Genomic DNA, 18881 nt, shown 5'->3' with positions numbered 1-18881 from the left:
GACGCAGAAGTCGCTCTGCCCGCTGTGCCGCGCGAGCAGCACCTGATACGCCGCCAGCAGCACCATGTACGGCGTGCAGCGCAGCTTCCGGGCCAGCTCGTGCACGGCGCCGACCAGCGGGGCCGGGAGCGCGATCTCCGTCTGGCCGCCCGCGGACGTGCGCTCGGCGGGGCGCGGCCGGTCGGTCGGCAGCTCCAGGTCCGGCGCCCCCGCCAGCCGCTCCACCCACCAGGCGGGGTCGCCGGGCGGCTCGTCCGCGGCGGCCAGCTCGCTGTACTGGAGCGGCGGGGGCGGCAGCGTCCGGCCCGCGTAGTGCGCCGCGACCTCCTCCTGGACGACGTTGAGGGACCAGCCGTCGCCGTTGATGTGGTGCAGCGTCACGCACAGCACGTGGTCGTCCGCGGCCAGCCGTATCACCGTGACGCGGAAGGGCGGCTCCGCGGCGAGGTCGAAGCAGGTGTTCGTCCGCGCCGCGACGATCCCCCGGGCCTCCTCGGCGGACGCGGCGTCGAGCCGCTCGACGGTGACGGGTGCCGGGTCCTCGACGACCGCCCTCGGCTCGCCGTCCTCGTCGGTGAAGCGGGTGCGCAGGGCGTCGTGGCGGGCGACCACCGCGGTGAAGGCCGCCTCCAGCGCCGGGACGTCCAGCGCACCGTGCAGCCGGTAGGCGTAGGCGAGGTTGTGGGAAGGGTCCTCCGGGTCGAAGGTGTGCAGGAACCACAGCCGCTGCTGGGCGTACGTGAGCGGTCCGGTCTTCACTCGTCTTCTCTCCGGGATCAAGGGGGCGGGTACGGACGGCGTGCGATACGGCACCGGCTCAGGGGCCGGCTACGGCAGTGGTTCGGTTCCGGGAGCCGTGCGCGGCGCTGGGCGCCGGAGAGGCCGCCCCCGCTGCCTGCTCCGGCGCCGGTCGGCGCGCGGCACCCCCGACTCCACCCTCTCCCGAGGCACCCCCTGTGTTTCGGCACCGCCCGGGTCACGGGACGCTGCCCGCCGGCACCCCGGGCGGGGCCGCGAACAGCCGAACCCCGTGGGAGCGCTCCCCGCGTTCGGCCGCTATATCAGCAGCCGCGCGTCCCGCCGGTCAAGAGCCGACCGCCGGGTGGTTTCCGGCCGGACCCCAGGCGCCCGGCGGCGGCGCCCGCATCCCGCCGCATGCCCGGCGGCCGCCTCCGTGCCGCCTCACCTGCCCGTTCGGGCGGGGATTGACGGCCTGTCGGGCACCTGGCAGACTGACGCGCGTCCAACGATATTGGTCTAGACCAATGGTGGACGGAGTGCCAGGAGCGTGCCGAGCCGCCGGCCGCCCCGCGTGCACAATCCCTGCGCGTCCCCGCCCGCTACGGGGGCCGTTCCGTCGTGGGAGCACTTCCGTCCACCGTGCGGGCACACCGGCGCGCCCCGCCGCCGGTGCGGTCCGGTCCGACAGGAAGGCGGCAGCACATGACGACCGACGCGGCGGTGCCCGGACTCCTGCCCCGCCACCGTACGATCGACATCCACGCCGCCCCGGCCCCCGGGCCCGCGGACGGCCCCCTGACCTGGGCCCAGCAGCACATGCTCCTGCTCTTCGAGGAGCTGCACCCGCAGACCGACCCGCTCAACCTGCGCTTCGCCGCGAAACTGCGGACGGGCCTCACCGAGGACGAGGTGCTCGACGCCCTCGCCGACCTCGTCCGCACCTACGACACACTGCGCACCCGGTACGCCGCCACGCCCGAGGGCCCGGTCCAGCGCGTCTCCGCCACCGTGACGCTGGGCGTCACGATCCACGACTGCCCCGCCGAGGCGGGGGAGACCGTCGCCACGCAGGTCCTGGCCGAAGCGGCCGCCCGCCCCTTCGACATCGGCGTGGACTGGCCCGTCCGCGCCGCGCTCGTCTGCGTCGACGGCGCCCCCCGCCACCTCCTCCTCGTGCTGTGCCACCTCGCCGTCGACCACGAAGGCGCCGCGTGGATACGGCACCACCTGCGCGCCCTGCTGCCACCGCAGCCCGTCCGCGCCCCCGTGCCCGCGACACCGCACCGGATGCTCGACGAGGCCGCAAGGGAGCGCTCGCCCGCGGGTGTGCGCGGCGGCGTGCGGGCGGTCGCGCACCACGAACGCACCTTCGACGTGATGCCGCAGACCATGCTGCCGAGAGCCCTCGCCGAGGCGGAGCCGCCCCGCTACCGCTACCTCGAATTCCACTCGCCCGCCCTCGCGCTGGCCCTGCCCGCGCTCGCCGCCCGGCACAACTCCAGCCCCGCCACGGTGCTGTTCGCCGGTCTGGCCGCGGTCTCCGGCTTCGTCGCCGGCCTGCCCCGCGCCTTCCTCCAGCTGACCGTCGGCAACCGCGCCCGGACCCGGCTGCACGGCGCGGTGGGCATGTTCACCCAGGACGTCCCGGTCGCCGTCGACCTCACGGACGCCACCGTCGCGGACGTCATCGGCCGTGCGACCCCGACCGTCTTCCAGGCCGCCCGCTTCGGCGCCTACCCGCCCGCCGACCTGGCCGCCACGCGCCGCGACGCCGAACTGCGGCGCGGTTGCGCCTTCGACCTGTCGTGCTGGCTCAACTTCCGCACCTCCGCCGAGCACACCGCGCCCGCCACCGTCCGCCCGACCGCCGCCGAACTGGACGTGGCCGCGGCCCGCACCCGGTGGCGCTGGCTCGACGGCACCGACAACAGCACCAGCACGTACTTCGTCTTCGCCGACAGCAGGCCGCGCCGGGTCACCCTCACCACGATCGTCGACACGGCCCTGCTGCCCGCCGGGGAGGCCGTCGCGTGGCTGCGCGCGGTGGAGGGCGTGCTGTGCGGGTCGCTCACCGGCGACGTCCCGGTGGCCGCGATCGGCGACCGCACCGGCCTCGTCCCCGACCCGCGCGGCGACGACTGGTTCCTGGCGGACGCGGGCTGGGCCCACCTCCCGACCGTCACCGCCCTCGTCCGCCGCGCCACGGGCGCGGAGCACGCCGCCGTCCTCCCGGAGCCGTCCGCGGAAGGGCCCCGCCTCGTCGCCTACCTGCACGGTGCCCGCACCCTCCCCGACCCGGCCGCCCTGCACGCGGCCTGCACGGCGGCCCTCCCCGGCCTGCGCACCGCCGTGGCACCGCACGACTACGTGGTGTGCGCGGCGCCCCCGCCCCGCGCGCCGGACGGCACCGCCTGGCAGCAGGCACCCGTCCTGGCCCGCGGCAGCGGCCGTCCCCCGGCCGCGCCGCGTCGCCCGGCCCCGTAGGGCTGCCACGGCCGCCCGGGCCGCCGGGCGGGGGAGGGGCCCCGCTCACCGAGCCTCCGCGCCTCCGGCGGGCGGTACGCAGGACCGGCCCCCCGGGCGCTGCCGCGGGCCGGGCCCCGCGGACGGCCGGGAGCCGGAATGCCCGCAGCGGCGACGGTGTTCGTACCGTAATGAGCGATTCGCACCGGAAGGCCGCCCCCGCCGTCGACACCTCCGCCGTCCGCGAACGCCTGGCCGAGGCGCGGGAGGCCGCGGCCGCCCAGATCGCCGCGCTCGGCCGGGACATCGACGCGATCGTGGCCGCCAACGCCCTCGCGGCGGTCGACGACGAGCACGACCCGGAGGGGTCGAGCACCGCCTTCGAGCGGGCCCACACCGCCGCCCTGCTGGACCAGGCCCGGCAGCGGCTGGCCGCCCTGGACGACGCGCTGGAACGGCTCGGCGACGGCGCGTACGGACGCTGCGAGGGCTGCGGCGAGCCGATTCCGCCGGAGCGCCTCGCCATCCTTCCCGCCGCCGCCTTCTGCACGCGCTGCGCGGAGGTCCGCGGCCGCTGAGAGCCCCCCGCACCGCTGTCGGGAGCGCCACGCACCTGCCCCGGGGCGGCCGGACCGGGGGTGGGCCGGACCTGGAGGCCCGGCGCCCGGCTGCCGGCCCGGCACCGGCCCGGCTGTGCGCGCCCCGCGAGCTTCGCCACCCCCTGCTTCCGCCGCGTCCTCCGCGGTGGGACCGCCTGTCGCAGGGCGCCGCGCCCCGGCCGCCGGCGCGTCCCCGCCGTCCTGCCGGTGGAGCGGGGGCGCGGACGGAACGCCCGAAAGTGCCTTGTCCGTACCCCTGCTGTACGTCCTGCTGTACGGTCGGTTCATGTCGAAGCAGGTGACGATCCGGGTCTCCGAGGAACTCCACGCCGAGCTGAAGCAGCGGGCGCAGGCCCAGGGGACGACGGTGACCGCGCTCATCACCGAAGCCGCGCACAACGCTGTGCGCGATCCCCGCCTCGACGGCGCGGCCGACGCCTTCCGCCGGTTCGTCGCGGAGAACGCAGCCGACTTTGACGCCGCCTTCCCCGGCGACGCCCCGGCCGCCGAGGACGCCTCGCGGGCGGCGTGAGGTGGAACTGCTCATCGACATCCGCTGGCTGCTCGAACGCCAGGCGGAGGTCCTCCCCAAGCAGCCCGAGGTGCACGACTTCTCGGGCCTGGCCGCGGCTGTGGCCAGGCACCGGGTGAGCGTCCCGGCGGTGGGCGCCGCCGCCGACAGCGCCTGGCGCGCCGCCGCCCTCCTGCACACCGTCATCCGGCTGCGCCCGCTTCCGGCCCGCAACGCCCTGTACGGTGTCGCGGTCGCGATCGCCTACATGAACGCCGCGGGCGAGCCCGTCGACCCGCCGCGCGGCGCGGTGATCGACCTCGCCCGGGACATCGACGCCGGCCGTGCCGACGGGTACGGCACGGCGGACCGCATCCGCTCCTGGCGGCTCTGAGCATCCGGAGGCGGGAGCCGGAACGGCCGGCGGCGAGGGCCGGCAGCAGCGAGCGCGGCTGCGCCGCCGGCTCCCCGTCGAGGCGCTCCACGCCCTGCCGCTCCGGGCCCCGTTGGAGCTGCTGATGGAGGCTGTCCGGCTGTGCGCCGGGCACGGCGGCCGCACCGCCGGGCCGTAGTTCACCACCGGCGAGGAGCGCGTGGCCTGTTCCCCCCCCCCCCCCCGTGCTGCAGCGGGAGGGCTCGGCCTCACGGCCCTGACCGGTGCGGTGCGGCCCGACCGCGACGAACGCGTCCACCACGCCCTCGCCCCGCTCGGCGGCGGTGCGCACGTCAGGGGCGCGACGCCGAGCGCCTGCGCGCGCTGCGCGACGGGCTTGACGCCCCGCAGCACCGAGCCCGCGAGGAGGAGGCCGACGGCATCGCCAGGGTGTCCGGCGTGCCGACCCGTCCGGAGAGGACAACGCCCCGGCCGTCAGCCGTGGTCGTACACGGTGACCGCCACACCCGCGCCGACGAGCCGCGCCGCGATCAGCGGTTCCACCCGCGTCCATGTACCGCCCGCCAGGCCGCAGCCTATTCGGGGCATGTGGACGGAGGCGCCGAGTTCCTTCGCCCGGGTGGCCACGATGCCGAGGGCGGCGTCGATCGCCTCGTAGCGCACGGGCACCCCCTTGCTGCCGGTGCGTGTCCCGCGCTGTCCGACCATGTTGGCCACCCACACCAGCCGTTCGACCTGGACCATCTGCACCGCCCCGAGCCCGAAGTCGTTCCCGGCCCGCTCCCGGTGCCAGCGCCGGAAGGCCGCCTCCGGCTCGGCCCAGCGCCGCGAGAGCGCCAGCACGAAGCCCTTCCCCCAGCCCCCCAGGTCGTTGCAGACGTGCGCGATCACCTTCGGGCCCTTGCCCAGCGGCGTCGTGGCGTCCCCGCGCACATAAGTGATGCCTCCGGTCATGCACGGGACGCTACCCGCAGCCACTGACAAGGACCGGTGACCGACCGCCTCGTGGGCCTGTGCGCACCGGCGTGCGTCCGCCCGGCGGGCCGCCGGTTCCGTGGCCCGCTGTGCGCCCCCCGGACGGCGATCCCGTGGGCCGTGCCCGGGCCGCTGAGCGGCCCGGGCCCGGCGGCCTTCGCCGCCGCGACCGGTGTCCCGGCGTGCACCTCCGCCGCCGCGGTCCCGCCCGGTCGCGTCCTCGTCCGCGCCCGGGATCGCGGCGGGTGGCCGGAGCTTCAGCCCTGCCCGTCGAGCCACCGGGCGAGGACGGCGGCCTCGCTGTGATCCACGTCCTTGGTGGCGGTCAGGAGCGTGACGTCGTCGTGCGCCGCCAGATCGCGCAGCTTCTGCGCCGCCGCCCGGTGCTCCGGGTCGTTCAGCTCGGTGAGGTAGCGGCGGCGGAATTCGTCGAAGCGTTCCGGGTCGTGGTGATACCAGTGGCGCAGCTCGGTGGACGGCGCGACGTCCTTGAGCCACTCGTCCAGATCGGCGTCCTCCTTGCTCACCCCGCGCGGCCACAGGCGGTCGACGAGCACCCGCCTGCCTTCCTTCGGAGACCGCTCCCCGTAGATCCTGCGGTAGTCGACCTGTCCGGCCACGGCGGCACCTTCCCCGGCTTCTCCGTACCTGTTCCGGCGTGAACGCGCCCCGCCGGGCGGGCTCAGACCCCGGCCCGCGACGACGCGTCCCCCGCCAGTGCCCCCCGGAAGCGGCCTGCCGTCCTGGCCGCGGGCCCGGTGCGCCCGGGCCGCGGCCACGGGACGGACGGGGCGGCCGGGAGGACCTGCGTTGCAGGGGCCCGGGACGGGGCCAAGACTGGAGGAACGACGGCTCGGGAGGACGCGGCGCGGAGGGATGTGGGGCGATGGGCGAATACGCGCCGCTTCCCGGGCTCCGGACGTGGTACGAGGCCGAGGGGTCCGGCGACCCGCTGGTCCTGCTGCACGGCGGCCTGTGCACCAACGAGACGTGGGGGGAACTGCGCGCGGGCCTCGCCGCGCGGCACCAGGTCCTCCTCCCGGAACGGCGCGCGCACGGGCACACCCCCGACGTCGAGGGGCCGCTCACCTACCAGGACATGGCCGAGGACACCGCGGCCTTCCTGGAGAAGGTCGTGGCCGGGCCCGCGCACCTGGTCGGGTGGAGCGACGGCGGGATCGTGGCGCTGCTCGTGGCCGCCGCCCGCCCGGACCTGGTGCGCAGGGCCGTGCTGATCGGCACCAACTTCCGCCCCGGGCCGGAGTGCTTCGCGGCGCCGTCGATGCTGGACGCGATGACACCCGACGGCCCCGACCTGGCGTTCTTCCGCGAGCTGTACGAGCCGGTGTCGCCGGACGGCGCCGGGCACTGGCCGGTGGCCGCGGCCAAGGTCCTCACGATGTGGCGCACCCAGCCGGACCTCACCGCCGCGGATCTCGCGCGGGTGCGGACGCCCACGCTCGTCATGGCCGGGGACGACGACCTGATCACCCTGGAGCACACCTGCGCCCTCTACCGCGGCATCCCGGACTCCCGGCTGGCCGTCGTCCCCGGGGCCTCGCACCTGCTTCCCCTGGAGCAGCCGGACCACGTGCGCCGGCTCGTACTGGACCACCTCGCACAGGAGGGACCGGTCGAAACCATGCTGCCGGTCCGCCGTGCGACGCATCCGGACACCGGCACGAGCTGACCGGCGTACCGCCGCGCCCGCGCCGGCCGCGGGGTCCGGTACGCGGCCCGTGCCGGCCCGGCGCCGGCCGGCGGAGCACCACCGCCTGGGACATCCGCCGGCCACCTCGCCCCCGCGTATCCCGCAGGGCGTCCGTCACGGGCCGCCCGTCCGGCTTCCGCGCCGGCTTCCGCCGTTCTCCGGGCGACCGGGGCCGCTGCTCCCCGGGGTAATGTGACGGCATGCTTTGACGTCAGCAAGCCGCCCGGGCTCCTCCGTGGCCGACGCCGTTCGCCGTCCGTCCGACTGCCACGCGCGCCACCACGAAGGAGTTCCCTGTGCGCATTTTGACCGTTGCCCTGCTGCAACTCGCCCCGGCCGGTCCCGAGCTCGAAAGCGGCCTCGCCGCGGGTGAGGCCGCTTGCCGCCGCGCCCGGGCGATGGGCGCCGACATCGCGGTGTTCCCGGAGATGTGGAGCAACGGGTACGCCTCCGCCGTCCCCGACGAACTGCGGGGCGGCCTGTACCGGCATCCGCAGCGCTGGGACGCCGCCGCGCCGCCGCCCGCGCCCCTGCCCGAAGCCGTGTGGCTGGGGGAGGCGATCGACCGGGACTCACCCTTCGTACGCCACTTCCAGGCGCTTGCGGCAGAGCTGGACATGGCGATAGCGCTGACCTACCTCGAACGGTGGGACGGGCCGCCGCGCAACACCGTCTCGCTGATCGACCGGCACGGGCGGCCGGTCCTGCACCAGGCGAAGGTGCACACGTGCGCGTTCGGCCTGCCGGAAGCCCTTCTCACCCCGGGGGAGTCCTTCGGTACGTGCGAGCTGGACACCGCCGCGGGCACGGTGCGCGTCGGCGCGATGATCTGCTACGACCGGGAGTTTCCCGAGAGCGCCCGTGCGCTGATGCTGGCCGGGGCGGAAATCGTCCTGGTCCCGAACGCGTGCGAGATGGAGTTCAACCGGCTCACCCAGTTGCGGGCCCGCGCCTACGAGAACATGACCGCCGTCGCCCTGGCCAACTACGCCGGGCCCGGCTTCGGTCACTCGGCAGCGTTCGACGGCATCGCCTTCGCCGACGGGCGCTCCCGCGACACGCTCGTCGTCGAGGCAGGCGAACTCCCCGGCGTCTTCCCGGCGGTGTTCGACCTCGACGCCCTGCGCGACTACCGCCGGAGGGAGACGTGGGGCAACGCCTTCCGCCGCCCGAGGGCGTACGGATCCCTGACGGACACGACGGTGAGCGAGCCTTTCGTCCGCGTCGACTCCGCAGGTCGCCCGCTCCGCGGCCCCGCCCGACGGTGACGTCCCCGTCGTGGGGCCGGGCGCCGGCCCCACGCGGCTCCGTTCCCCCGGTCCACCGTTGCGGTCGTCCGGCCGGCCGCGAGGACCACGCGTGAGCTTCCGCGGGGCACGGGATAGGGTCGTCCGCTGCGGCAGCGGACGGCGGCGTGAGCTCTCGCGGTTCGGACTGCGGCGACACGGAGGGGGTTTGTCATGACGGTCGACGTGACCCGGGCGAGGGAGGCGGGGGAGTCCGGCGGCGTCAGCAGTGCGCGAGCGGTGGTCGCGGTGGTGGCGCTGTCCGTCGCGCTGTTCGTGTGCACCACGGTGGAGAGCCTGCCGGTGGGGCTGCTGCCGCAGATCGCGCACGGGCTGGATGTCTCGCTGTCCTCGGTGGGGCTGCTGGTCACGGGGTATTCGCTCGTGGTCACCACGGCCGCCGTGCCGCTGACCGCGGCGACGCGGCGGGTCCCCCGCCGCCGGCTGCTGGCCGTCACGCTGGGCATCTACACCACGGGCACCCTGCTCTGCGCCGCCGCTCCCGGATACGCCTTCCTGTTCGCGGCGCGCATCGTGATCGCGCTGACCCACGCGGTCATATGGTCGGTGGTGGCGGCGACCGCCGCCGGGATGTTCCCCGAGCGGGTCCGGGCGAAGGTGGTGGCCGCTCTGTTCACCGGGTCGTCCCTGGCGCAGGTGGCGGGCGTGCCGGCGGGGACGTGGCTGGGGCAGCAGACCGACTGGCGGATCCCGTTCCTGGTGACCGGAGTCCTCGGCCTGGCCGCCGCGTCGACCGTGGTGGCCCTTCTGCCGTCGGCGCCCGTGGAGGACAACCCGGCCGCCACGGCCCCCGAGCCGAGCCGCCTGCGTTTCGGCCTGCTGGTGTCGGTGATCGCCGTCGTCATCGCCGGCTTCTTCGCGTTTTACACGTACGTCACGGTCTTCCTCACCCGCGTCTCCGGCATGTCCCCGCACTCCGTCAGCGCCGTACTGGCCGTGGGCGGAGTGGCGGGCCTGGTCGGCACGACCGTTTCCGGGGCCCTGTCCGACCGCAGCACCCGGGGCACCATGATCGGGTCGGTGGCGCTGGTGACCGCCGCGCTGGCGCTGCTGGCGACCGCCGGGTCCCGGGCGGCCGCCGCCGTGACGGCGGTGGCGCTGCTGGCGCTCGCCATGGCGGCCATGATCACCGCTCTGACCAGCCGGATCCTGCGCATCGCCCCGGGCAGTGTCGACATCGCGTCCGCCGCCGGTTCCGCGGCCTTCAACGCGGGCATCGCCGCGGGCTCCCTGCTCGGCGGGCAACTCCTGAACGCCCACGGCCCGCACAGCACCGCCGTGGTCGGCGGCTGCCTTGCCGCGGCAGGTCTCGCCGTCCTCCTCGCCGAGGATCTGCTCGCCTCGTCGTTCACCGGGCGCCGCCCTGCGTGACCCGGGCCGGCTGATGCCGCGCCCCGGCGCGCCCCGGTCCCGGTCTCCCGGTGCGGACGCGCGTCCGGTGACGGCGGACGGCTGCTCCGGCAGTGTCAGCCGATCACCTCGTCCGCCGCACGTCCCGGTCGGGAGACGGTGAGGGCCCAGGGGGGCGGGTGGAGGAAGTCCCCGGCGTGCCACTCCGGGTGCTTCCGGAGGAACGTACGAGGTGGCGCGGCTCCGCCGTCCCACCCGCCTGCCGCCGCGGGCCGCTCAGTAAGCAGCCGGTGGCGTGTCCGGACGGGCGTGGCCGTCCGCCGGGCGTGCGGCGGCCTTGCGGCCGGGGGGTGTGGCTGTGGCGGAGGGGTCGGTCTCGGTGGCGTTGTGCCGGTCGGGGCCGCCCACGGTGGCCTCCTCCGCGTCGTAGCCTGCGGCCTCACGGGGCCGGTCGTCCCGCCGGCCGTCCCGCCGGCCGTCCTCGGAGGCCGGTGCGATGCCGGGGCCGCCGGCGGGGTCGGTGCCGGCCGGGGCGGTCTCGCGGGTGGGGTCGCTGCCGATGCCGTTGCCGGTGGCCGCCCGCGGGTCGTGGCCCGGGTGGGCCGCCGTCCGCCGGCGGGTGTCCGTCGGCCTGGGGGACCGGTCGGTCGTCCGGTCGCTTTCCGTGCGGTGGTTCATCGTCTGCCTCATCTGCCGGGTGTCGTGTTCTTCGGGTACCCCGCAGCCGCGGTATCGATCACTTCGGGAGCCCTGCTCCGCCTCGGCCGTACCAGCGGGGGCCGAGTACACGCGTCCTCGACGTCGACGTCGCTACCGGGCCGGAAGGGTCCGGGTGCGCGCAGAAGCCGTGGAGGCCCGCCCGCACCGTGCCGGCGAGGTCGAAGGCGGCGGCGGGGGAGCGACCGGCAACAGGCCGCCCGGGGCGCCGCCACGCACGCGACGGCCACCGGCGGGAACGGTCACCGCCTTCGTCCGCGCGCGCCGCGCCCGGCGTCTGTGGCGTCCGGGCCCTGGCGCCGAGCCCCCTTCCTGGCGCGTCCGCCGGCAGGGCGGACCGGTGCACGTGGTGCGGGGGAAGAGGAGCGGTGTGCGCGGTCTGCGTCAGGCACGCAGGACGACCTTTCCGGCGACGGTGCCGGATTCGGCCAGCCGCATGGCCTCGGCGACCTGGGTGAGGGGCAGTTCGGCGGCGATCTGGGCGGTGATCTCGCCGCGGCGCAGGGCTTCGAGGACGTGGGTGAGGTCGGTGCGCAGCCGGGCCCGGAAGCGGCGCGGGTTCAGGGCGCGGCCGCCCCAGACGTTGTAGAAGCAGGCGTGGCGGCGGTTGGGCAGGGTGTTCCACAGCCATACCCGGCCCAGCAGCTTGAGGACGGGCCACTGCTTGGAGCCCTCGTCGTCGCGGGTGGAGGCGCTGCCGTAGGAGACGAGGGTGCCGCCGGGCGCGAGCAGGCCCCAGGAGTCGACGGCGCTGCGGCCGCCGACGTGGTCGAAGACGGCGTCCACGCCTCGCGGGGCGAGCAGGCGGACGCGGGCGGGGACGTCCTCGGTGCGGTAGTCGACGGGGATCACGCCTCGTTCCCGCAGAGCGGGGTGGTGGCGTGCGGAAGCGGTGCCGATCACCCTCGCGCCGGCGGCTCGGGCGAGCTGGACCAGGACGGAGCCGACCCCTCCGTTCGCGCCGTGCACCAGGACGGTCTGCCCGGCGCGGACGTGGGCCCTGCGGTGCAGCATCTGCCAGGCCGTGATGCCGTTGACCACCACCGTCTCCGCCTGCGCCGCGCCGATCCCGTCCGGGACCGGCACCACGTCGGCGGCGTCGACGACCACGTGGCTGGCCCAGCCGCCGACCTTGAGCAGCGCGGCCACCCGGGTCCCGACCAGGCCCGGGCCGACACCGCCGCCGGCCGCCGAAACGGTGCCCACCACGTCGTAGCCGGGGACGAAGGGGAAGGGCGGCTGGTCGTAGTAGCGACCGCGGCGCATCTGCTGCTCGGCGAAGGAGACACCGGTCGCTTCCATGCGGACCACGACCTGGCCGGGCCCCGGGACCGGAACGGCGCTCCGGCGTATCTCGAGCCCTTCCGGTTCGACCTTGCCCGGCAGTACGACCTCGACCATCGCTGCGGCGTCCATGACGACCTCCTTCGATCCCACCAGCTCCGTTAGCTGGTAGCGCGTTCGTTAGAAGTTATAACTCGCCTATGCTGTGACAGTCAAACGTCTTCGCAAGAGGCTCTAACTCAGAGCGTGCGGCCGGCCGCCCGCCGGCCCTCGGGCCGACGGGCACGGCAGGGAAGGAACGAGCCCATGGCAGTCGCGGGCAGGGAAACTCCGCGCGAGCGCTACCGCGCCCAGTTGCGCGCCGAGATCAAGGAACGCGCCTGGGAGCAGATCGCCACCGCGGGAGCGCCCGGCCTGTCCCTCAACGCCATCGCCAAGCAGATGGGCATGAGCGGCCCCGCCCTCTACCGCTACTTCGCCGGCCGGGACGAGCTGATCACCGAACTGATCCGCGACGCCTACCGCAGCCTCGCCGACGCCATCGGCGCCGCCGCCGCGGCGGGTGCCGACCTGGCCGCCCTGGGACGCGCACTGCGCACCTGGGCGCTGGAGGACCCGCAGCGCTACTTCCTCGTCTACGGCACGCCCGTCCCCGGCTACCACGCACCGGACGACATCACGGTGATCGCCTCACAGATCATGGACGCCCTCCTCGATGCCGCCCAGGCGGCCGGTGCGGCCGTGCCGGACCCGGACGGCGACCGCCCCGGCGAACGCCTGGAAGCCCACCTGGCCGGACACCGCCAGTGGGCCGCCGACCATCCCGCGACGCCGGCCGCCCTGCGCCGCGCCCTGCTCGTGTGGACCCGTCTGCACGGTGTCCTCTCCCTGGAGCTGGCAGGTCACTTCACCGGCATGGGGTTCGACCCGGCCGAACTGTACGAGAGCGAACTGCGCCACCTGACCGCGTGAGCGCCCCGCCGCGGCGGCCGCGCTCCCGGCCGCGCCGCGGCTCGGGCCCCGCCCTGCCGGTGCCGTCCCCCAGCCCCCGGGCGGACGGCTCCGTTCACAGGGGTCCCCAGGTTCGGGCCTGCCGGCGCAGCTGACGCAGCACCAGGGCCACGGGCCCCGGCGGCGGTCCCGAGGGGGTGACGAGGTACAGCGTGTTGAGCGGCTGGACCTGCGTGTGATGCAGCAGTTCCAGCGAGCCGGCCGCCAGGGCGGGGCCGGCCAGGTAGCGGGGCAGCACGGAGATGCCGGCGCCGGCGACGACCGCGGCCAGCACGGCCCGCAGGTCCGGCACGGTCATCGAGACCGGGTTGGGCGGCCGTCGGCCGAATTCGCTGCGCCAGTAACGGCGGACGATGGGCAGTTCGTGGCTGTAGGCCACGATCGGCAGATGGGCCAGGGCGGCCGCAGGGTCCTCGGCCAGACGGGCGCGGTCGATCGAGCGGGCGGTCGTGGGGGTCGCCACCAGGACGAACTCCTCGTCGACGAACGGCATGGCGGTCAGGCCCCGGCGGTCGGCCGGGGGCCGGACGGAGGACACCACCAGGTCCGACCGCCCGTCGGCGAGGGCGGTGAGCAGGTCCTCGGCCAGCCCCAGCGTGATGTCCAGGCGCAGGCCGCCGCTGACCAGGGGGGCCAGTGCCGGGACCAGCCGGGAAGCGGTCAGCTCGCCCGCCGCGCCGAGCCGGACCGTGCCGCCACGGGCCCGGCCGTCGGCGTCCTCGTCCAGGGCGCCGCGCAACTGGTCCAGGGGAGCGGCGACGCGCCGGGCGAGCTCGTGTGCCTGCTGCGTCGGAACGGCCCCGCGCCGGGAACGTTCGAAGAGCACCGTGCCCATCTGGTCCTCGAGCCGGGCCAGTTGCCCGCTCACGGCGGGCTGGGACAGGCCGAGGGCGGCGGCAGCGGCGGTCAGCGAACCGCGACGGTAGATCTCCAGGAAGCCGGCCAGCAGATCGAGGTCGCTCACGCAAGCCATTTTACATAAGAAAACTTATGGATGATTCCGGATGGCAACAGGATGTTGATGGAAAGTGGAGGGCGTCCCGACGTACCTGAGCACGGAGAGAACCACCATGGCGAAGATCCTGATGATCGTCTCGGCCGCAGACACCCTGGCGCTGGCCGACGGCAGCGCTCACCCCACCGGCTACTGGGCGGAGGAGGTGGCCGCCTCCCACGAGGTGCTCGTCGAAGCCGGCCACCAGGTGGACATCGCCACCCCGGCCGGGGCCCGCCCGACCGTCGATCCGCTCTCGCTGGACGAACGCGGCGGCGTGCAGGCCGCCGACGGCGCCCGGTTCCGCGCCTACCTCGAGTCGATCTCCGCCACCCTCGACGCGCCCCTCGACCTGGGCTCGGTCCAGGCTGCCGACTACGACGCGTTCTACCTGCCGGGGGGTCACGCCCCGATGGCTGACCTGGCCGACAACCCCGCGCTGGGAGCGCTGCTCGGCGAGGCCGACCGGCACGGCCGGACCGTGGCCGCGCTGTGCCACGGCGTCGCCGCCCTGCTCAGCGCGACCGACGCCGCCGGGACTTTCCTGTTCGCCGGCCGCAGCCTCACCGGCTTCACCAACGACGAGGAGCGCCAGGGCGGCCTCGGTGACGCCGCACCCTGGCTCGTCGAGGACCGCCTCGGTGAGCGCGGCGCGCACTTTCGCGCGGGTGCTCCGTGGTCGGACACCGTCGTCGTCGACGGCAACCTGATCACCGGACAGAACCCGCAGTCCAGCGTGACCACGGCGAAGGAAGTCCTTGCGGCCCTGCAGGACGCCTGAACGCCGCCTGTCCGGCCGTGCGCGCAGACGGAGGAGCGTGAACGGCGCGACCGGACGCGGGCAGGCTTTCGCGGCCGCCGGCCGCCCGTTGCAGCAGCCCCCGCCCTGCTGAGGGCTGCCGGGCGGCCCGGCGGATGACCCGGCCGTTCACGCTCCCGTGGCGGGGGAGTGGCGCCCGGGACTGGTGGACCGGTGCCGTTCCGGTGGGCATGCGGAGGTCCGAGGAATGGGCGCAGTCGAGGACGGGACCAACGCCGGGGCCGTTGAGGAGCTCGCCGAATCGGCCGCACCGGGCGGATCCGCAAAGGCTGCCGGAACGCCTGTGCCCACCCCCGCACGGGCTCGCTCGCACAGGGGCCTCGACCGCGCGCTCGCCACAGCCCGCGCCGCACCCGCCCAGGTCGGCGACGGGGGGTGACGCCGCCTCAGGCCCGGGAGTCCTCAGCTCAGTGAACGGAGAATCCGCCGTCGACGAAGATGGCCTGTCCTGTGACATAGGCGGAGGCGCGGCTCGCGAGGAACACCGCTGCGCCCGCGAAGTCCTCGGCCAGACCGTTGCGCCCGACCATCGTGCGGGCAGCCAGGGCCGCGACCCTGTCAGGATCGGACGACAGCCGCGCGTTGAGCGGCGTCATGACGAACCCTGGGACAAGGGTGTTGCAGGTGACACCGTACGGCGACCAGGCCTCCGCCTGCGAACGGGCGAGCGACTCCAGCGCTCCTTTGGACACGCCGTAGGCGCCGCTCTGGACGAACGCCCTGTGCGCCTGCTGGGAGGAGATGTGGACGATCCGGCCGAAGCCCCGTTCGGCCATGCCGGGCCCGAAACGCTGTCCCAGCAGGTAGGGCGCCTCAAGGTTCACCGCCATCGTGGTGTCCCACACCTCCTCGCCCAGCTCGCCCATCGGGGGCCGCAGGTTGACCCCGGCGGAGTTGACGAGGATGTCGGGCTCCCCGAATGCTCCTGCCGCTTCCTCGGCCGCCGCGCGCACGCCCTCGCGAGTGCTCAGGTCGGCGCTCACCCAGGCCGCCCGGCATCCGTCGGCAGCCAGTTCGTCCACCGTCGCGACCAGCTCCGCCTCCTTGCGTGCCACGACCACGACGCCGGCCCCCGCACGCGCGAGGGCTCCGGCGATGGCACGGCCGATGCCGGAACTGCCGCCGGTCACCACGGCGGTCCGTCCGTCCAGCGAGAACAGTTCGGAGAGGTAGGTCTGCGAGGTCATGCTCGCACCCTAGACGGCGAGCCCCTGGCGGCGGTGGCTGGGGCAGCGCGGATCCGGAGGAGCTGCCGCCGTGGGCCGCCGGGGGCGCTCGGACCCGAGGGGACCTGGCGGACGGTCGGCCGGTGCCGGAGGTGGAGTGCGGGCCGGGGCGGTGGTGCGGGCACGTTCCGTGCGGCTGGGCAGGGCCGGCGGATTCCCCGGACGCTCGCCGGCGGGGAGGCCGCCACCGGGCGGGTCAGGAGGACGGGGACGCCGGCGCCGAGTGCGAAGGCTGCGGCGGGGGACCGAAGCTGATGCTGATGTCGGTGAAGCCGAGGGACGTGAGCATGCCCTGAAGCATGGACCGGGTGTTGGCCTCGGCCCGTGCCGTCAGCTCCGTCTTCTTGGCCGCGTCCTGGATCTTCTTCGCGGCCAGGATGCTGAGCTTCTGTGCGTTGCCGGTGTCGCTGCCGAAGAAGTCGCCGACGCGGTCGAACAGCCCGCGCTTCTGCGAGACGACGTAGGAGCGCTCGGGGTCGAGGTTCGTCCGCTCCAGCGCCGCGTGCGGCAGCCGGATCGCCGTCGACTTGCGGTCGTCGCTGACCGTCACGGCGTCGGACTTCAGCGAGCCCAGGTCGACGTACGCGTCCACGCTGCCCGCGCCCACGTACAGGGTCCGCTCGCCGTGCACGATGTCCGGCAGGTACTTGGCGTCCTTCTGGAGGTCCACGACGACCTCGAAGTTGCCGCTCGCACCTTCGTAGCGGCTCATGTCCTGGATCGACTTCAGCAGGACCGGCCCGCTGCGGTCGTTGGTCCGTTCGGCGAACGGGTTGGGCAGTCCCGGCAGCAGGTGCAGCCCGCCGAGCAGGAGGACCAGCACCATCAGCCCCGCCAGCGCGATGACGGCACGCGCCCACCACGGGGTGCGGCTCACCACGTTTTCTGCGTTCATGACATTACCTCCTTGTCGGTCCGTGTGCCCGCCGCGCGCCCGAAGATGGCCGGATCCCCCGGGGATTCCGTGCAACGGCCCTTTCCGGCATATGCGTTGTTGTCCACCGGCCCCACGCCGGCGCGTATGGGCCCTCGTGGGACGCGCGGGCGGGAACCCCCCTGGGCCCTGCCTCCGCTCTCACGCAGAACCTGAGAACCGGGGTCGGTTCGTTGCAGGGATGCCGCTTCGGTTGCCGTGTCGTCCGCGGCGCCCCGGGGACCTTCTCCGCCGATGTCCTAAGGATCCCGGGGCCGGACGCCCCGGCGTCCGCGTGACCGGGGTCGCCGAAGGGGCGGCCGACAGCGTCCGTCCAGTGGCGCCTCGCCCGCCCTGGACGGCCGGGCAGCGCTCCGCCGGGGGACGCACCGGTGTGCGGGCAGCAAGCCGGGCGGGCTCGTCTCGGCTCGGCAGAAGTGCGCGTCGGCCGGCGGCAGTTTGTGGCCGATCGCGCCGGGAAGCCGGGCAGGCATGACTGAAGAGACAGCCACCACCGCAGAAGAAGACCACCTGCTGCTCAGCGCCGACACCAACGGTGACGGAAAGCCGGACGTGTGGATGACCGATACCACCGGCGACGGGAAGGCCGACCTGTACCAGTTCGACACCACCGGCGACGGCACGGTCGACGTCACCATCACGGACGTGACAGGGGAGGGCGAAGAGCACCGCACCGTCATCGAAGGCGACGGCGGACACCCGCGCTCCTCCTGAACAACGGTGCGGCCACCGCCCGTTCGGCCCCTCCGGGGAACCCGAACCGCCGGACCCGGCCTTCACGTCCGGACCTCACCCATGTGATCCTCCGGGCGACACCCCTGCACGACCTGGCCCCCCAGGCCTTCGCCCGGCTTGGGCGTCCTTCCCGGCCCCGCCCCGGATCGCGGCGAGCCCGTGCCCTGCCCGTTCCGGCCGAGGCGCAGGCCGGCGCGCGCATGTTCACGCTGGGTGGCGGCACCTTCCGGGCGATCAAAGATGCGTCACGGTGATCAGTGCGACCGGCGGAGTCACATGGCCGGCTGCCTGGACGCCGCACTTCCCGCGCCGGTTTGGAGAGACCGCGTCACCGGTGGATCCCCCCGGCCGCCGCGGCCGGTGACGCATCGAGCAACGTTCGTCCCGCGTGCGGTGTGGGATATGTTCCTCGGCCATGGGCGAGTTGCTGTTGATCAGGCACGGTGAGACCGCGTGGAGCCGCACCGGCCGGCACGCCGGCCGCACCGACCTGCCGCTGACCGAGGCGGGGGAGGCTGCGGCACGTGCGCTCGCACCTCGACTGGCCGGACGGGAGTTCGTCGCCGTCCACAGCAGCCCGCTGACACGCGCCGTGCGGACGGCCGAGCTGGCGGGGCTGAGCGGCGCGGAAACCGACGCCCACCTCACCGAGTGGGACTACGGCCGCTACGAGGGGCTGACCGCCGAGCAGATCCAGGAGCTCAAGCCGGGCTGGGAGCTGTGGCGTGACGGCGTGGACGCAGGCGAGGACCTCGGTCACGTGACCTCGCGGGCCGACGCGTTCCTCGGCCGGATCCGGCCGCTGCTGGACAAGGGTGACGTGGCCGTCGTCGCACACGGCCACCTGTCACGCATCCTCACCGCGCGCTGGCTCGGGCTCGACGCGTCGGCCGCGCGGCAGTTCGGGCACCCGCATCCGGGGACGATCAACACGCTGGGTTACGAACACGGGCTGCCCGTCGTGCTCGGGTGGAACGTGCTGTAGCGGCGACCGTCCGCATCCCGTCCGGGACGTACCTGCCACCGCGTCACGCGACGTTCGCCCTGCACGGCCTCATGCCGCCCCTCGCCCGGCCTCCGGCCGGGCCGCCCCGGGGCCTGACGTCACC

Annotated in this window: 19 protein-coding genes; 11 read left to right on the top strand and 8 right to left on the bottom strand. The window is 74.8% G+C overall.

Going from position 1 to position 18881, the window contains the following annotated elements:
* Window positions 1–759 (bottom strand): condensation domain-containing protein (locus ACH4SE_RS32430; protein WP_398547118.1); only part of this gene is annotated, 759 nt, incomplete at its 3' end.
* A 684-nt stretch (window positions 760–1443) separates the two neighbouring features.
* Here ACH4SE_RS32430 and ACH4SE_RS32425 point away from each other — a divergent pair.
* The 4 genes from ACH4SE_RS32425 to ACH4SE_RS32410 all read left to right on the top strand — a co-directional run bounded on the left by ACH4SE_RS32425 (window position 1444) and on the right by ACH4SE_RS32410 (window position 4708).
* Complete coding sequence (locus ACH4SE_RS32425) at window positions 1444–3225, top strand: condensation domain-containing protein (protein WP_398547117.1); 1782 nt, start codon at window positions 1444–1446, stop codon at window positions 3223–3225.
* Window positions 3226–3395: 170 nt separating this feature from the next.
* Window positions 3396–3782 (top strand): TraR/DksA family transcriptional regulator, encoded by a 387-nt coding sequence (locus ACH4SE_RS32420; protein WP_398547116.1) that lies wholly within the window; start codon window positions 3396–3398, stop codon window positions 3780–3782.
* 307 nt (window positions 3783–4089) lie between these two features.
* The gene (locus tag ACH4SE_RS32415) at window positions 4090–4335 is read left to right on the top strand and encodes a toxin-antitoxin system HicB family antitoxin (RefSeq protein ID WP_398547115.1); all 246 of its coding nucleotides are present in this window, start codon (window positions 4090–4092) and stop codon (window positions 4333–4335) included.
* Between the two features lies 1 nt (window position 4336).
* A complete protein-coding gene (locus ACH4SE_RS32410) occupies window positions 4337–4708 on the top strand; it encodes a toxin Doc (protein WP_398547114.1) in 372 nt (123 codons plus the stop codon).
* Between the two features lie 474 nt (window positions 4709–5182).
* Here ACH4SE_RS32410 and ACH4SE_RS32405 read toward each other — a convergent pair whose 3' ends face one another.
* Window positions 5183–5662, bottom strand: a complete 480-nt coding sequence (locus ACH4SE_RS32405; RefSeq protein WP_398547113.1) for a macro domain-containing protein — start codon at window positions 5660–5662, stop codon at window positions 5183–5185.
* Between the two features lie 278 nt (window positions 5663–5940).
* Window positions 5941–6303: a DUF488 domain-containing protein gene (locus tag ACH4SE_RS32400; protein WP_398547112.1), complete on the bottom strand. Its 363-nt coding sequence runs from the start codon at window positions 6301–6303 to the stop codon at window positions 5941–5943.
* Window positions 6304–6569: 266 nt separating this feature from the next.
* Between ACH4SE_RS32400 and ACH4SE_RS32395 the strand changes: the two genes are divergently transcribed.
* From ACH4SE_RS32395 to ACH4SE_RS32385, 3 genes are all read left to right on the top strand, one after another.
* Window positions 6570–7373 carry an alpha/beta fold hydrolase gene (locus ACH4SE_RS32395; protein ID WP_398547111.1) on the top strand — a complete coding sequence of 268 codons (804 nt, stop codon included), beginning with the start codon at window positions 6570–6572 and terminating at the stop codon, window positions 7371–7373.
* A gap of 317 nt (window positions 7374–7690) precedes the next feature.
* Window positions 7691–8662, top strand: a complete 972-nt coding sequence (locus ACH4SE_RS32390; protein ID WP_398547110.1) for a carbon-nitrogen hydrolase family protein — start codon at window positions 7691–7693, stop codon at window positions 8660–8662.
* Window positions 8663–8854: 192 nt separating this feature from the next.
* The gene (locus ACH4SE_RS32385) at window positions 8855–10072 is read left to right on the top strand and encodes an MFS transporter (protein WP_398547109.1); all 1218 of its coding nucleotides are present in this window, start codon (window positions 8855–8857) and stop codon (window positions 10070–10072) included.
* Window positions 10073–10327: 255 nt separating this feature from the next.
* Here ACH4SE_RS32385 and ACH4SE_RS32380 read toward each other — a convergent pair whose 3' ends face one another.
* On the bottom strand, window positions 10328–10741 hold the full coding sequence (locus ACH4SE_RS32380) for a hypothetical protein (protein ID WP_398547108.1): 414 nt from the start codon (window positions 10739–10741) through the stop codon (window positions 10328–10330).
* A 411-nt stretch (window positions 10742–11152) separates the two neighbouring features.
* Window positions 11153–12184: a medium chain dehydrogenase/reductase family protein gene (locus ACH4SE_RS32375; RefSeq protein ID WP_398547107.1), complete on the bottom strand. Its 1032-nt coding sequence runs from the start codon at window positions 12182–12184 to the stop codon at window positions 11153–11155.
* 174 nt (window positions 12185–12358) lie between these two features.
* Here ACH4SE_RS32375 and ACH4SE_RS32370 point away from each other — a divergent pair, with 174 nt between their 5' ends.
* Window positions 12359–13024, top strand: coding sequence for a TetR/AcrR family transcriptional regulator (locus tag ACH4SE_RS32370; protein WP_398547106.1), 666 nt, complete (start codon window positions 12359–12361; stop codon window positions 13022–13024).
* Window positions 13025–13118: 94 nt separating this feature from the next.
* On the opposite strand, the gene ACH4SE_RS32365 is transcribed toward ACH4SE_RS32370, so the two are convergent.
* Window positions 13119–14036, bottom strand: a complete 918-nt coding sequence (locus tag ACH4SE_RS32365; RefSeq protein WP_398547105.1) for a LysR family transcriptional regulator — start codon at window positions 14034–14036, stop codon at window positions 13119–13121.
* 97 nt (window positions 14037–14133) lie between these two features.
* Between ACH4SE_RS32365 and ACH4SE_RS32360 the strand changes: the two genes are divergently transcribed.
* A complete protein-coding gene (locus ACH4SE_RS32360; protein WP_398547104.1) occupies window positions 14134–14838 on the top strand; it encodes a type 1 glutamine amidotransferase domain-containing protein in 705 nt (234 codons plus the stop codon).
* A gap of 446 nt (window positions 14839–15284) precedes the next feature.
* Here ACH4SE_RS32360 and ACH4SE_RS32355 read toward each other — a convergent pair whose 3' ends face one another.
* Window positions 15285–16064 carry an SDR family NAD(P)-dependent oxidoreductase gene (locus ACH4SE_RS32355; protein ID WP_398547103.1) on the bottom strand — a complete coding sequence of 260 codons (780 nt, stop codon included), beginning with the start codon at window positions 16062–16064 and terminating at the stop codon, window positions 15285–15287.
* A 235-nt stretch (window positions 16065–16299) separates the two neighbouring features.
* Window positions 16300–16998, bottom strand: a complete 699-nt coding sequence (locus ACH4SE_RS32350; RefSeq protein WP_398547102.1) for a DUF4230 domain-containing protein — start codon at window positions 16996–16998, stop codon at window positions 16300–16302.
* A 510-nt stretch (window positions 16999–17508) separates the two neighbouring features.
* Here ACH4SE_RS32350 and ACH4SE_RS32345 point away from each other — a divergent pair.
* Both ACH4SE_RS32345 and ACH4SE_RS32340 read left to right on the top strand, forming a co-directional pair.
* Complete coding sequence (locus tag ACH4SE_RS32345) at window positions 17509–17751, top strand: hypothetical protein (protein WP_398547101.1); 243 nt, start codon at window positions 17509–17511, stop codon at window positions 17749–17751.
* A gap of 436 nt (window positions 17752–18187) precedes the next feature.
* A complete protein-coding gene (locus ACH4SE_RS32340) occupies window positions 18188–18757 on the top strand; it encodes a histidine phosphatase family protein (protein ID WP_398547100.1) in 570 nt (189 codons plus the stop codon).
* Window positions 18758–18881 lie beyond the last annotated feature (124 nt).

The sequence above is a fragment of the Streptomyces sp. NPDC020983 genome, from assembly GCF_044333485.1.
GTDB lineage: Bacteria > Actinomycetota > Actinomycetes > Streptomycetales > Streptomycetaceae > Actinacidiphila.
This window is presented reverse-complemented; position numbering and strand designations above follow the sequence as displayed.